This is a genomic window from Plantibacter sp. MMLR14_011 (genome assembly GCF_001865025.1).
GTDB lineage: Bacteria > Actinomycetota > Actinomycetes > Actinomycetales > Microbacteriaceae > Plantibacter > Plantibacter flavus_A.
In genome coordinates, this window is record NZ_MJGW01000028.1 from 272,981 (window position 1) to 286,317 (window position 13,337).

Genomic DNA, 13,337 nt, shown 5'->3' on the forward strand with positions numbered 1-13,337 from the left:
CCACTCCGACACCCTCTCCGACCACGCAACGCATCCTCGAAGGAGCACCACCATGTCCGACAGCAGCACCCCCATCCGCGTCCTCGTCTGGGGCGAGAACCGCCACGAGCAGATCGAGGAGAAGGTCCGCGCCATCTACCCGGACGGCATGCACACGACCATCAAGGAGGGCATCGAAGAGCACCTCGGCGCCGACGCCGTGGTCACCACGACCACGCTCGACGAACCGGAGCACGGGCTCACCGAAGAGGTGCTCGCCGCGACCGACGTGCTCGTCTGGTGGGGCCATGCGGCTCACGGCGAGGTCGCCGACGAGGTCGTCGAGCGCGTGCACCAGCACGTACTCGCCGGTATGGGTCTGCTCGTGCTGCACTCCGGCCACTGGTCGAAGATCTTCGGCAAGCTCATGGGCACCTCCTGCACGCTCCGGTGGCGGTCGGAGGAGGACCGCGAGATCGTCTGGACCGTCGACCCCACCCACCCGATCGCCCAGGGGATCCCGCACCCGTTCATCATCCCGGCGCAGGAGATGTACGGCGAGTTCTTCGACGTCCCCGCGCCCGACGAGCTCGTCTTCCTGTCGACCTTCACCGGTGGCGAGGTCTTCCGTTCCGGCATGACCTACAAGCGCGGCTTCGGCAAGATCTTCTTCTTCTCCCCCGGCGACCAGGACTACCCCGTCTACCACCACGAGCACGTCCGTCGCGTCCTCGCGAACGGCGTCCGGTGGGCGCAGACGCTGCGTCCGGAACGCGCGGTGCCGGTCCTGCTGCGGTACGAGACCGAGGACTTCTACAACGGCCGCGGATACGAAGGGGCGCTCGCGCGATGAGTGCTCCTGTCGACGGTGGCTTCGCGACGCTCGCGGACGCCACCAGGCCGGTCCGGCTCGTGCTCGTCGGTGCGGGCGGGATGGGACGGGCGTGGTTGCGGACGATCCTCGCGAACCCGGACACGGAACTCGTCGGCGTCGTCGACCTCGACACGGCCCTCGCGGAGTCGGCGGTGACCGAGGCCGGGCTCGTCGTGGGCCCCGGGGGTGTCGTCGTCGGCACCAGCGTGTCGGTCGTCGCCGAGGCGACGGCGGCGGACGCGGTCGTCAACGTCACCGTGCCCGCCGCGCACCACCCGGTGAACACCGAGGCGCTCTTCGCCGGATTGCCGGTGCTCTGCGAGAAGCCGATCGCACCGACCGTCGCGCAGGCGCTTTCCCTGGCGGCGACGGCCGAGGCCAGCGGGCAACTGCTCATGACCAGCCAGTCGCGTCGCTACTACGCGTCGATCGCCGCTTTCCGGGAGCAGGTCGCCACGCTCGGTCGGCTCGGGTCCGCGACGACGGAGTTCTTCAAGGCACCGCACTTCGGCGGCTTCCGCGAGGAGATGCCGCACGTGCTGCTCGTCGACATGGCGATCCATGCCTTCGACGCCGCCCGCTACGTCCTCGGCAGCGACCCGATCGCCGTGTACTGCGAGGAGTACAACCCGGGGTGGAGCTGGTTCTCCGCCGACGCCGCCGCGACCGCGATCTTCGAGTTCGCCGGAGGAGTCCGCTACACCTACAGCGGCAGCTGGTGCGCGGACGGCGTGGAGACCTCGTGGAACGGCAGTTGGCGGGTGAACGGCGAGTACGGCACGGCCGTCTGGGACGGCGACTCCGCTCCGCAGCGGCAGCTCGCGCCGCAGGGCGGATCTCCGTCGGCGGTCGAGACCGTCGAGCTCGAGCCGGACGTGCCGGAGGAGATCGCGGGCTCGCTCGTCGAGTTCGTCGACGCCCTGCGCACGGGGCGTGTCCCCTCGGGCGAGGTGCACGCCAACGTGCTGAGCCTCGCGATGGTGGAGGCCGCCGTGCGGTCCGCCGAGTCCGGCGAGCGCGTGGTCATCGCGGACGTGCTCGCCCAGGCGCACGCGCAGGCGATCGAGGCCGAGCCGCGCGACGACGTCCGGGCCGCACTCGTCGCCTCCCGCTGAGGTGAGGCGGATCGTCGCCCGCGCACCCCGCGAGCGACGATCCGCCTCACCTCACCAGGTCCCGTCGAGGAGGTCGCGGGTCACGACCAGGTTGAGGACCCGCCAGAGGCCGGAGTGACCAGGGGTCCGGCCCGGCCGGTTCGGCCACCCCTCGTGGCGTGCGACACGGACGAAGCCGACCTCGTGCCACACCGGGTCCGTCTTGCGGAACCGATCCGGCCGCCAGACGACCGGACGCTCCGGCAGATTGCCCGAGGCCGGCTCGCGCTTCGCTCGCAGCGTCGCCAGGGTCTCCGGCCCGGGGACCTGCTCGCCCACCCAGTCCAGCACGTCGAGCTCGGGTGAGTCACCGTATCGGGACCGATGGATGCCGGCGACCCGGAACAGGGCCGTCCGTCCGTTCGGCGCCGTGAACGCGAGGACGTCGCCCGGCGTCAGGTCGTCCTCCACATGGCGCCACGATCGTCGGAGGCGCTTCGGTGCGGGCTGCGGGCCGAGGAGCTGCTCGCGGAGACGATCGAGGGCCGCGGTCCGCCTGGCGACCTCCCCCGGGCCCGCTTCGGCCCACAGCTCGAGGTCGGCACCGCGATCGATCGCCGCGAGCGCCCGCGTCCGCACCTCGGGATCGAGACGGCCGACCTCACTCTGCGCGGCCGCGAGCGGGATCCACAGCTCACCGTCCTCGCGCTCCACCAGATGGGCGAACGACGCGATGGTCCGTCGCGTCGCCTCGTCGTCCGGCACCCGGTCCTGCACGTACTCGCGGTACTCGGTGCGGATGTCCGACGCCGTGTCGTTCGAGAAGATCGCCGTTCCCCATGCACCCATCCCGGCATCCTGCCAGACCCCTCGCGTCAGCGGCCAGGTGAGGCCCATACGATGGATCCAGCCCGATTCCGAGACGAAGGACGCTGCATGCCATCCCGCCCCACCAAGCTGATCCCGCCGACCTTCTCCCGCACCCCCTCACTCGACGCCGAGGCGGTCGAGCTGAGCGTCGCGATCGAACTCCCCGAGGGCGTCGAGGCGATCGGCCTGGCCGTCGCCCCCGCAGCCGACGGCGCCGGCGACGACATCCCCGCCGCGCTCGGACTCGACCGCGCGGCGCTGACCCGCGCCGGCTTCACCGGCGAGATCGGCCAGACGCTCGTCATCCCCAGCCAGGACGCCCCGACGTACATCGCGGTCGGCGTCGGTGCACCCGAGAAGCGCACCCCGGCAGCCCTCCGCGACATCGCTGCTGCCTTCGCCCGTGCGGCATCCTCCTTCGCGAGCATCGGCCTCGACGTGGCGCGGTCGTTCGACCTCGACCCGGCCTCCGCCGGGCAGCTCGTCGTCGAGGGCGCGCTCCTCGCCCGGTACCGCTACACCGAGTTGAAGCGGGAGACGAAGCGCACCCCGCTCGTCGCGCTCCACCTCGTCGCCGGTGCTGAAGACCTGCCCGAGACCGCGACGGGCGCACACCGTGGCGAGGTTCTCGCCCGTTCGGCGAACCTCGCGCGCGATCTCGCGAACACGCCTCCCGGACATCTCACGGCGACCGACCTCGCCGAGGTGGCCGAGACGCTCGGTGCCGCCAACGGGCTCGACGTCGAGGTCTTCGACAAGGACGCGCTCATCGAGCTCGGTCTCGCGGGCCTGCTCGGCGTCAACGCCGGTAGCGTCGAGGAACCGCGCATGATCAAGCTGCGGTACACGCCGAAGGACGACGACGGCTCGCCGATCGAGGCCGCAGGACACCTCGCACTCGTCGGCAAGGGCATCATGTACGACTCGGGCGGCATCTCGCTCAAGCCGTCCGACCCGTCCCACGCGGCGATGAAGATGGACATGGCGGGCGCCGGAGCGATCCTGTCCGCCATGACGGCGCTGGAGGAGTTGCACTGCACGAGTAGCGTCACGGCGTTCCTCATGTGCACGGACAACATGCCCTCGGGCTCGGCCACGATGCTCGGCGACGTGCTGACGTTCCGCAACGGCACCACCGTGGAGATCAAGAACACCGACGCGGAGGGTCGCCTCGTCCTCGCCGACGGCCTGAGCCTCGCCGTCGAAGAGGAGCCGGACGCGATCGTCGACATCGCGACGCTGACCGGTGCCGCGATCATGGCGCTCGGCACGAAGACGGCGGCCGTGCACGGCACCGACCAGGGCATCGTCGACCAGACGCTCGCCTCATCGAAGGCCACCGACGAGCAGCTCTGGCAGTTGCCGCTCGAACGCAGCTACCGCAAACAGCTCGACTCGGACGTCGCGGACCTCGCCAACATCGGCGGCCGGTTCGCCGGTTCGACGCTCGCCGCGCTGTTCCTCGCGGAGTTCGTCGGCGACATCCCGTGGGCGCACCTCGACATCGCCGGCACCATGCTCGTGGAGTCGGACGAGTCGTGGCGGTCGAAGGGTGCGACCGGGTACGGCACGCGCCTCCTGATCGACCTGGCGCTCAACTTCCGCGCCTGACGCAGAACGCGGCGTCGATGCCCGGTCCCTGAGCCTGTCGAGGGGCGGCGACCGGACCGTCTTTCCCCGCGAGCACTTCGACAGGCTCAGTGACCGGATCAGCCCATCCGCAACCCGGTCACTGAGCCGCAACCCGGTCACTGAGCCGCAGCCCGGTCACTGAGCCTGTCGAAGTGTCGAAGGCCGCGCGGCGACAACATCAGTTGCCGTTCCGGCAAGAAATGGCTGTTCGCAGCCGGTGTCACGGCAGGCTGATGCCATGAACCCCGAGCACGAGCCCGCCATCACCGATCCCGCCGCCTTCTGGGAGCACCGCTACAGCAGCCGCGGCCAGGTGTGGAGCGGCAAGCCGAACGCCGCCCTCGAGCGGGAGGTGGACGCGTTGGCGCCCGGCACCGCGCTCGAACTCGGCAGTGGAGAGGGCGCGGACGCCGTCTGGCTCGCCCGGCAGGGCTGGTCCGTGACCGCCGTCGACATCTCTCCGAGCGCGCTCGCCCTCGGAGCGTCGACCGCGAGCGAGGCGGGGGTCGCCGACCGCATCACCTGGGTGCAGGCCGACCTCGTCGAGTGGGAACCGTCAGCGTCGTTCGATCTCGTCACCGCGACCTTCCTGCACTCCCCCGTCGAGTTCCCGCGGGAGGCGGTCCTCCGTCGCGCGGCATCGGCGGTCGCTCCCGGCGGCACCCTCCTCGTCGTCGGCCACGCCGGTCCGCCGCCCTGGGCGACCGAGCACATCGCGCACGCGCACTTCCCGACGCCCGACGAGGTCCACGCGTCGCTGGAGCTTGAGGCGACCGACTGGGAGGTCGTCACCGCAGGACTCGTCGCGCGCGCCGCGATCGGGCCAGACGGCGAGCCCGCCGAGCTCGACGACAGCGTCCTCGTCCTCCGTCGCCGTCCCTAACTCAGGAGCGTCTCGGCGCGTCGCGACGCCCGACCGGCGTGTCGCACCCGACACGCGGCAGAGGTCCTGAGTTAGGGACACAACAACACCCGCCGTGCATCCCGGCTCAAACCGGATCCCCCCGTCCCTAACTCAGGAGCGTCTCGGCGCGTCGCGACGCCCGACCGGCGTGTCGCACCCGACACGCCACAGCAGTCCTGAGTTAAGAACCGAGATCGACGGATCAGCGGGTCGGGGGCGCACCCACGGAGCCGCGCTCGATGAGCGTCTGGGCGAGCACGAACTCCTCCGCGTCTGCCCCCGCCCCACCGATCCGGGCGATCAACCGGCGTGCGGATTCCGCCCCGAGTTCGTAGATCGGCTGCGACACGACGGTGATGGGTGGCGTGGTGAGGCTCGTCCAGTCGGCGTCGTCGAAGGCGATGAGCGACACGTCGTCGGGGATCGCGAGCCCGAGTTCGCGGATGGTCCGGAAGACCGCGGAACCGACCAGGCTGTCGGAGGCGATGATCGCGGTCACGGGGTCCGGGTCGCCGAGGACCCTCCGGGTGATGACGTCGATCCCCTCCGCACGCGCGTTGAGGTGGACGGATGCGGCCGGGTCCTCGACGCCGGCCTCCCGGAGGGCACCCGTGAAGCCGTCGATGCGATCGCCGACCGAGGAGGAGCCGACATCGTCCCCTGAGGCATACGGCTCCCCGTGCCCGAGCGTCGAGATGAACGCGATCCGACGGTGTCCGGCGGCGAGGAGGTGCCGGGTTGCCGCGGCCGCCCCGGAGGCGTTGTCGGCGACGACCGTGTCGGCCTCCATACCGGCCGCACGGCGGTCGAGGAGCACCACGGGACGCCCCTCGGCGAGCGCCGTTTGTAAACTTCTCGTTTCGATCGAGGAGGCGGGCGTGACGATGAACCCGTCCACGCGCTTGTCGAGGAGGAGCTCGATCGCTGCCGTCTCGGCGTCGACCTCCTCATCGGAATTGGCGAGGATGAGGTCGAATCCGGCGGCCTGCGCGACGTCGGAGATCCCCCGGGTCGCACGAGCGAAGAACGGGTTCTCGATGTCGCCGATGACCACCCCGATGGTGTTCGACTTCCCCGTGTTCATGCTCTTCGCGAGGGCGTTCGGGCGGTAACCGAGGCGTTCCGCGGCGGCCTGCACACGGTCCCGCACGTCGTCGCTCACGGCCCCGTAGTCGCCGAGCGCGCGGGCCGCCGTGGCCTTCGAGACCCGAGCCGCCTTCGCGACGTCCGACACCGTCGCCTCGCGTCTGCCGGTACCCGGATCCGTTGCCATGTGCCCTCCGATGGGGTCTGCTGCGTCGTTGACGTTGTCCGAGAACCAGGGTACTGTCCTGGACAACCTGTTGAGACCGGTCTCAACTTACGACATTGAGACCGGTCTCACCAGCAGAACGACAGCAATGGAGCTGACGGCGTCCACAAGACACGAGCCGACGGTTCCCTCCACGCACCACGAACTCCTCCCCACGATTGGACTCGCCGTGACGAATCGCTTCACCCTCCGCAGGACGGCCCTCCTCGCCGTCGCTGCGGCGACCGCCCTCATCCTCTCCGCGTGCTCCGGTGGTGCCGGAACCGCCAGCAGCACCGAGGACAACCCGTACGGACTCATCACCCCCGGACAGATCCGCGTCGCCAGCCTCGGCGACTCGAAGCCGTACACCTTCACCGACGCCGACGGGACGTTCACCGGCTTCGACGTCGAGCTCTTCACCGACGTCGCCAAGCGGATCGGGATCGACGACGTCGTCTTCACCGGGCAGGACTTCTCCGGCCTCCTCTCCGCCGTCGCGAATGGCCAGTTCGACGTCGGCGTCGCCGCCATCGGCATCACCAAGGAACGCGAGCAGACCGTCGACTTCTCCGACGGCTACCTCGCCGGGTACCTCACGGTCATGGCGGCGAAGGACTCCGGCATCACCGACGCGGACAGCCTCGCCGGCAAGCGCCTCGGCGTCGTCCAGGGCACCCTCCAGGAGGCCTACGCGGTCAAGCACTTCACCGACACCGAGCTCGTGCGCTTCCCCGACAACAACTCGGCGATCTCGGCGGTCAACAGCGGCAGCATCGACGCCCACTTCCTCGACTACGAGGCAGCGAAGGAGTACGCGGCCCAGTACGGGCTCGTCAACGCCATCGACATCCCGTCCTTCGACGCACCGGCCGGGTTCGCGATCGCGAAGGACAAGCCCGAGTTCAAGAAGGCCCTCGACAAGGCCCTCGCCGAGGCGATGGAGGACGGCACCTGGAAGAAGCTCTACCAGAAGTGGTTCCCGGGTTCCCCGATGCCCGAGCAGTACCTCCCGAAGGCGGAGCAGACCTCCAGCCCCAGCCCGACCTCGTCGACCGAGTAGTCCCCGTCTCGTGGTGCGGGCCGAGCATCGGCCCGCACCACACCATCCCACCCCTCAGGAGCAGACAGCATGGACTGGCTCGACAGCATCATCAAGACCTTCTTCGACTTCCACGCGATGTGGCAGGTGTTCCCGCAGCTGCTCGGCACCGGGCTCGTGAACACCCTCGTCATCTCGATCGCCGCCACGGTGATCGGCGTCGTCCTCGGCATGATCATCGCCATCATGGGCATCTCGCCCTCACGCTGGCTCCGGGTGCCCGCGCGGATCTACACCGACGTGTTCCGCGGCCTGCCGGCGATCCTCACCATCCTGCTCATCGGCCAGGGCTTCGCCCGCTTCAGCCAGCAGCTGTTCGGCCCCTCGCCCTATCCGCTGGGCATCCTCGCCCTCAGCCTCATCGCATCCGCCTACATCGGCGAGATCTTCCGCGCCGGCATCCAGAGCGTGGACCGCGGGCAGCTCGAGGCCTGCCGAGCACTCGGCATGAGCTACGGCAAGGCGATGCGACTCGTCGTGGTGCCGCAGGGCATCCGCCGGGTCCTTCCCGCGCTCGTCAACCAGTTCATCGCCATCGTCAAGGACTCGAGCCTCGTCTACTTCCTCGGGCTCCTCGTGAGCGAACGCGAGCTGTTCCGGGTCGGTCAGGACGCCGCCGTCCTCACCGGCAACCTCTCCCCGCTCGTCATGGCGGGGCTGTTCTACCTCGTCATCACCGTGCCCCTCACCCACCTCGTCAACTTCTTCGACAACCGCTTCCGGACGGGACGCCGGAAGGCCACCCCGCCGAAGAGTGGCCTCGACGAACTCGACGAGGTGCAGCCACCCCTGCCAGTCACCACCGGGAGCAACACATGACCTACACCTCTCCCCTGCCCGTCACCGACGGGCACTTCTACCGCGGCTCGAGCCTGGAGCTCCGCGACGTCTCGATGGCGTACGGCGACATCGAGGTCATCCGCGAGGTGAGCATCGACGTCGAGCCCGGCACCACGACGTGCATCATCGGGCCGTCGGGCTCGGGCAAGTCGACGCTGCTCCGCGGGGTGAACCGCCTGCACGAGCCCACGTCCGGCGACGTCCTCCTCGCCGGCGAGAGCGCCCTGAAGATGAAGCCGGAACGGCTCCGGACGCGGGTCGGCCTCGTCTTCCAGCACTTCAACCTCTTCCCCGACCACACCGCGCTCGAGAACGTGGCCCTCGCGCTCCGCAACGTGAAGGGCATGTCGAAGAGCGAGTCGCTCCGGGTCGCGGCAGCACGCCTCGACGACGTCGGACTCGGCGAACGATCGGACCACCGACCCCGCGACCTCTCGGGCGGCCAGCAACAGCGCGTCGCGATCGCCCGGGCACTCGCGATGGAACCCGAGGTCATGCTGTTCGACGAGGCCACGAGCGCCCTCGACCCCGAACTCGTGAAGGGCGTCCTCAACCTCATGGCCGGCCTGGCGCAGCGCGGCATGACCATGCTCGTCGTGACCCACGAGATGGGCTTCGCCCGCAAGGTCGCCGACCAGGTCGTGTTCATGGACGAGGGCCGTGTGGTCGAGGCGGGCACCCCGTCGCAGCTGTTCGACGCACCGCAGAGTCCCCGCCTGCAGCGCTTCCTCTCCGAGGTCCTCTGATGGCGGCACGCGTCTCCGGCACGATCAAGACGGGCGTCATCGGCTTCGGCACCTCCGGCGCGGTGTTCCACGCGCCGTTCCTCGCCGCGGCTCCCGACTACTCGCTCGACCTCGTCGTGACCTCCGACCCGGATCGACGGGCCGAGGCGCTCGGCCGGTACCCGGGTGTCCAGGTCGTGTCGACCGTCGAGGAGCTCTTCGCCCGAGCCGACGAGCTCGACCTCGTGGTCATCGGCTCGCCGTCCGGCACGCACGCCGCGCTCGCGACAGCCGCCCTGGACGCCGGCCTGCACGTCGTGGTCGACAAGCCGTTCGCCGTCACCGCGGCCGAGGGCCGGGCGGTCGTCGATCGTGCTGCAGCCGCCGACCGCCTCGTCACGGTCTTCCAGAACCGCCGCTGGGACGGCGACTTCCTGACCGTGCGGCGGCTGCTCGACGAGGGCGCGCTCGGGCACGTCCATCGCTTCGAGTCACGCTTCGAGTGGTGGAAGCCCGATCCGCCCGCATCGTGGAAGACGGCCGCGACCGCAGCGGAGGGCGGCGGCATCCTCTACGACCTCGGCACGCACGTGATCGACCAGGCCATCCAACTGTTCGGCGAGGTCGAGGACGTCCAGGCGGAACTCGGTGTCGTCCGGCCCGGAGCGGTCGCGGACGACGACGCCTTCGTGGCGCTCCGTCACCGTTCGGGGGTCCGGTCGCACCTGTGGATGGGGTCGCTCGTCGCCCAAGCCGGCCCGCGGTTCCGCGCCCTCGGATCGTCCGGTGCCTACACCTCGTGGGGACTCGACGGCCAGGAACCCGCGCTCAAGGCCGGTGCCGACCCACGCGACGAGGGATTCGGCCGGCGCGAGCCGTCCGGCTGGGGCTCGATCGGCATCGACGGCGCGACGGAAACCGTCCCGATGGCCGACGGCGACTACGCCGCCTTCACCCGCCTCCTGGCGACCGCCCTCCACGACGGCGGCCCTCCACCGGTCGATCCGGCCGACGCGATCGCCGTCCTCGAGATCATCGAGGCCGTCCACGCGGCCGCAGCACCTCACGAACGCAGCACTCCAGAACAGAAAGAGCAGACAGCATGAGCAGCACCACCCAGACCAGCCGACGCGTCGTCGTGATCGGCGGCGGCATCCTCGGAACGTCCAGCGCCGTCGCCCTCGCCCGCCGAGGTGCCGACGTGACCCTCGTGACCGACCGCTCCCTCGCCAGCGGCGCCTCGGGACGATCGCTCGCCTGGTTGAACTCCGCAGCCCAGCGGTCGAGCGAGTACCACGCGCTCCGCGTCCTCGGGATCGACCGCTGGCGGACCTTCGCCGCGCAGATCCCGAGCGCGGACTTCCTCCGCTTCGACGGCGGACTGATGTGGGCACCGGAGGGCGAGTCCTACGCGGAGACCTTCGCCTACGAGCGCGGCATCGGCTACGACGCCCGCTGGCTGGCTCCGGAGGAGGTCGCCTCGGTCACGCCGGGTGTCGATCCGGCCGCCGTGGCTGCGGAGGGCGCGATCTTCAACCCGGGCGAGGGCTGGGTCGAGCTGCCGTCCGTGATCGAGGTGCTGTCCCGCGAGTTCGTCGCCCGCGGCGGGCGGATCGTGACGGACGCCGGCGCCGAGATCGCCTCGTCCGGTGGACGTGCCGTGGGTGCGGTGCTCGCGAACGGCGACCGCATCGAAGCCGACGCGGTCCTGCTGGCGACAGGTCCCGACGTCCCGGCCCAGCTCGCCGCACTCGGCATCACGATCGGCGACCAGAGCCCGGCCGCGTTCGTCGCGTTCACGAAGCCCGCCGCATCCGAGCTCGTCGCCGTCCTCAACACGCCGAAGGTGGCCGTCCGTCGCACCAGGGAGGGCGGCTTCGCGCTGGACTCCGCGTGGTCGGAGGAGGAGATCGAGGTCCGCGACGACGGCTCGCTGCACATCTCGGACTCGACCGTGGAGCGGCTGTTGGCCGAGGGATCGCGGGTGCTCGCCGGCAACCCGACCCTCGAACTCGACCACATCGGGGCCGGCTACAAGCCGATCCCCGGGGACGGCGAGCCGGTCTTCGGTGCGGTCCCGCAGCTGCCGGGCCTCTTCACGGCCTTCAGCCACAGCGGTGCGACACTCGGGCTCATCGCCGGTGAACTCCTCGCGGACGAGATCGTCGACGGCGAACCCTCGCCGCTGCTCGCGACCTTCCGGCCCGAGCGGTACGCGGAGTCCCCCGTCCCCGCGTAGGCCTGGTCGGTTCACAACTCAGGACGGCCCGGCGGGTCGCATCGGCCACCCGGCGTGCCCGGCGGGACGCGCCGCACCGGTCCTGAGTTGTGAACCCCCGCCGTCCCCAACTCAGGAGTCGTCCGGTGTGTCGGCGGAGTTGCAGGTCGACACGCCGCAGGACTCCTGAGAACGGAACGGGAGGGACCACGACAGAACGCCCGCCGCACTCCTGGAGTGCGGCGGGCGTCCGGCGTTGCGAGGTGCGACTAGTCGGTGCCGGAGTCGAACGCGGCACCCTCGGAAGCGAGATCGGTCGCGCGCTCGAGGGCGTCGGCGGTCGGGTCGAGGAGTTCGCCGCCGAGGATCTCCTGCGCCTCACCCTGCTCGAGCTTGCCGACGAGGTCGGCGGTCGCGCCGCCGACGATGCCGGCCGCTGCGTACTGCTCGAGCCGCGAGCGCGAGTCCGCGATGTCGAGGTTGCGCATGGTGAGCTGACCGATACGGTCGTCGGGACCGAACGCCGCGTCGCCGACGCGCTCCATCGAGAGCTTGTCGGGGTGGTAGCTGAGGCCCGGGCCCGAGGTGTCGAGGATCGTGTAGTCGTCGCCGCGGCGCAGACGGATCGAGACCTCGCCGGAGACGGCGGAGCCGACCCAGCGCTGGATGGACTCACGGAGCATGAGCGACTGCGGGTCGAGCCAACGGCCCTCGTACATGAGGCGGCCGAGTCGGCGGCCCTCGTTGTGGTAGTTGGCGACCGTGTCCTCGTTGTGGATCGCATTGAGCAGACGCTCGTACGCGATGTGGAGGAGCGCCATACCGGGGGCCTCGTAGATGCCGCGGCTCTTCGCCTCGATGATGCGGTTCTCGATCTGGTCGCTCATGCCGAGGCCGTGACGACCACCGATGGCGTTGGCCTCGAGGACCAGCGCGACCGCGTCGGCGTACTCGACGCCGTTGAGCGCGACCGGGCGACCGGCCTCGAAGGTGACGGTGACGACCTCGGAGGCGATCGCGACGTCTTCACGCCAGAACGGTACGCCCATGATCGGCTCGACGAGTTCCATGCCGGAGCTGAGCTCCTCGAGGCGCTTGGCCTCGTGGGTGGCGCCCCAGATGTTGGCGTCGGTGCTGTACGCCTTCTCGGTCGAGTCGCGGTACGGGAAGTCGCGGGCGACGAGCCACTCGCTCATCTCCTTGCGGCCACCGAGCTCGTTCACGAAGTCGACGTCGAGCCACGGCTTGTAGATGCGCAGGCGCGGGTTGGCGAGCAGACCGTAGCGGTAGAACCGCTCGATGTCGTTGCCCTTGTAGGTGGAGCCGTCGCCCCAGATGTCGACGCCGTCCTCCTTCATCGCGCGGACGAGCATGGTGCCCGTCACGGCGCGACCGAGCGGCGTCGTGTTGAAGTACGTCTTGCCGGCGTTGCGGATGTGGAACGCACCGCACTGGAGGGCGACGAGGCCCTCCTCGACGAGCGCCGACTTCGCGTCGACGAGGCGCGCGATCTCGGCGCCGTACTCCTTGGCGCGGTCGGGGACGGCGCCGATGTTCGGTTCGTCCGCCTGGCCGATGTCGGCGGTGTAGGTGCACGGGACGGCACCCTTCTCGCGCATCCAGGCGACGGCGACGGAGGTGTCGAGACCTCCGGAGAAGGCGATGCCGACGCGCTCGCCGACGGGGAGGCTGCTCAAGACTTTAGACACGCCTGCGATTCTACGGGTTCGCGCGCCACGGTGTTCATTCGCCCATTCTTGGGCGACGGAAGGCCCATTCGCCCAGGAATGGGCGAATGAACCGGAGCG

At 70.1% G+C, this 13,337-nt stretch carries 12 protein-coding genes; 9 read left to right on the top strand and 3 right to left on the bottom strand.

Features of this window, described 5'->3' with window-relative positions; all coding sequences use genetic code 11:
- The first annotated feature begins 52 nt into the window (after nucleotides 1-52).
- Both BIU99_RS12520 and BIU99_RS12525 read left to right on the top strand, forming a co-directional pair.
- Nucleotides 53-832 (top strand): ThuA domain-containing protein, encoded by a 780-nt coding sequence (locus tag BIU99_RS12520; protein WP_064295429.1) that lies wholly within the window; start codon nucleotides 53-55, stop codon nucleotides 830-832.
- Complete coding sequence (locus BIU99_RS12525; protein ID WP_071261478.1) at nucleotides 829-1,968, top strand: Gfo/Idh/MocA family protein; 1,140 nt, start codon at nucleotides 829-831, stop codon at nucleotides 1,966-1,968. Before BIU99_RS12520 ends, BIU99_RS12525 begins: the two co-directional genes overlap by 4 nt.
- A gap of 51 nt (nucleotides 1,969-2,019) precedes the next feature.
- Here the strand turns inward: BIU99_RS12525 and BIU99_RS12530 are convergent, their stop codons facing one another.
- Nucleotides 2,020-2,796: a hypothetical protein gene (locus tag BIU99_RS12530; protein WP_139205425.1), complete on the bottom strand. Its 777-nt coding sequence runs from the start codon at nucleotides 2,794-2,796 to the stop codon at nucleotides 2,020-2,022.
- A gap of 87 nt (nucleotides 2,797-2,883) precedes the next feature.
- Here BIU99_RS12530 and BIU99_RS12535 point away from each other — a divergent pair, with 87 nt between their 5' ends.
- Entirely contained in the window at nucleotides 2,884-4,428 is a 1,545-nt protein-coding gene (locus BIU99_RS12535) for a leucyl aminopeptidase (RefSeq protein ID WP_071261481.1), read from the top strand.
- 259 nt (nucleotides 4,429-4,687) lie between these two features.
- On the top strand, nucleotides 4,688-5,332 hold the full coding sequence (locus BIU99_RS12540) for a cyclopropane-fatty-acyl-phospholipid synthase family protein (protein ID WP_071261482.1): 645 nt from the start codon (nucleotides 4,688-4,690) through the stop codon (nucleotides 5,330-5,332).
- Between the two features lie 223 nt (nucleotides 5,333-5,555).
- Here BIU99_RS12540 and BIU99_RS12545 read toward each other — a convergent pair whose 3' ends face one another.
- The gene (locus tag BIU99_RS12545; protein WP_071261484.1) at nucleotides 5,556-6,626 is read right to left on the bottom strand and encodes a LacI family DNA-binding transcriptional regulator; all 1,071 of its coding nucleotides are present in this window, start codon (nucleotides 6,624-6,626) and stop codon (nucleotides 5,556-5,558) included.
- Nucleotides 6,627-6,834: 208 nt separating this feature from the next.
- Between BIU99_RS12545 and BIU99_RS12550 the strand changes: the two genes are divergently transcribed.
- The 5 genes from BIU99_RS12550 (at nucleotide 6,835) to BIU99_RS12570 (ending at nucleotide 11,550) form a co-directional block, all read left to right on the top strand.
- Nucleotides 6,835-7,707, top strand: coding sequence for an ABC transporter substrate-binding protein (locus BIU99_RS12550; RefSeq protein WP_071261542.1), 873 nt, complete (start codon nucleotides 6,835-6,837; stop codon nucleotides 7,705-7,707).
- A 69-nt stretch (nucleotides 7,708-7,776) separates the two neighbouring features.
- Nucleotides 7,777-8,565 carry an amino acid ABC transporter permease gene (locus tag BIU99_RS12555; protein WP_071261486.1) on the top strand — a complete coding sequence of 263 codons (789 nt, stop codon included), beginning with the start codon at nucleotides 7,777-7,779 and terminating at the stop codon, nucleotides 8,563-8,565.
- Nucleotides 8,562-9,332 (top strand): amino acid ABC transporter ATP-binding protein, encoded by a 771-nt coding sequence (locus BIU99_RS12560; protein WP_064293895.1) that lies wholly within the window; start codon nucleotides 8,562-8,564, stop codon nucleotides 9,330-9,332. The genes BIU99_RS12555 and BIU99_RS12560 overlap by 4 nt, the downstream gene beginning before the upstream one ends.
- Complete coding sequence (locus tag BIU99_RS12565; protein WP_083397333.1) at nucleotides 9,332-10,417, top strand: Gfo/Idh/MocA family oxidoreductase; 1,086 nt, start codon at nucleotides 9,332-9,334, stop codon at nucleotides 10,415-10,417. The genes BIU99_RS12560 and BIU99_RS12565 overlap by 1 nt, the downstream gene beginning before the upstream one ends.
- Nucleotides 10,414-11,550, top strand: a complete 1,137-nt coding sequence (locus tag BIU99_RS12570; RefSeq protein ID WP_064293896.1) for an FAD-binding oxidoreductase — start codon at nucleotides 10,414-10,416, stop codon at nucleotides 11,548-11,550. Before BIU99_RS12565 ends, BIU99_RS12570 begins: the two co-directional genes overlap by 4 nt.
- 248 nt (nucleotides 11,551-11,798) lie before the next feature.
- On the opposite strand, the gene argG is transcribed toward BIU99_RS12570, so the two are convergent.
- Nucleotides 11,799-13,238 carry an argininosuccinate synthase gene (argG, locus tag BIU99_RS12575; RefSeq protein WP_071261487.1) on the bottom strand — a complete coding sequence of 480 codons (1,440 nt, stop codon included), beginning with the start codon at nucleotides 13,236-13,238 and terminating at the stop codon, nucleotides 11,799-11,801.
- Nucleotides 13,239-13,337 lie beyond the last annotated feature (99 nt).

What these genes read in the sequence shown, in the direction of transcription:
- BIU99_RS12545 (WP_071261484.1), bottom strand. Translation starts at nt 6,626, where the DNA reads ATGGCAACGGATCCGGGTACCGGCAGACGCGAGGCGACGGTGTCGGAC.
- BIU99_RS12525 (WP_071261478.1), top strand. Translation starts at nt 829, where the DNA reads ATGAGTGCTCCTGTCGACGGTGGCTTCGCGACGCTCGCGGACGCCACC.
- BIU99_RS12540 (WP_071261482.1), top strand. Translation starts at nt 4,688, where the DNA reads ATGAACCCCGAGCACGAGCCCGCCATCACCGATCCCGCCGCCTTCTGG.
- BIU99_RS12535 (WP_071261481.1), top strand. Translation starts at nt 2,884, where the DNA reads ATGCCATCCCGCCCCACCAAGCTGATCCCGCCGACCTTCTCCCGCACC.
- BIU99_RS12565 (WP_083397333.1), top strand. Translation starts at nt 9,332, where the DNA reads ATGGCGGCACGCGTCTCCGGCACGATCAAGACGGGCGTCATCGGCTTC.
- BIU99_RS12570 (WP_064293896.1), top strand. Translation starts at nt 10,414, where the DNA reads ATGAGCAGCACCACCCAGACCAGCCGACGCGTCGTCGTGATCGGCGGC.
- BIU99_RS12530 (WP_139205425.1), bottom strand. Translation starts at nt 2,796, where the DNA reads ATGGGTGCATGGGGAACGGCGATCTTCTCGAACGACACGGCGTCGGAC.
- BIU99_RS12560 (WP_064293895.1), top strand. Translation starts at nt 8,562, where the DNA reads ATGACCTACACCTCTCCCCTGCCCGTCACCGACGGGCACTTCTACCGC.
- BIU99_RS12555 (WP_071261486.1), top strand. Translation starts at nt 7,777, where the DNA reads ATGGACTGGCTCGACAGCATCATCAAGACCTTCTTCGACTTCCACGCG.
- BIU99_RS12520 (WP_064295429.1), top strand. Translation starts at nt 53, where the DNA reads ATGTCCGACAGCAGCACCCCCATCCGCGTCCTCGTCTGGGGCGAGAAC.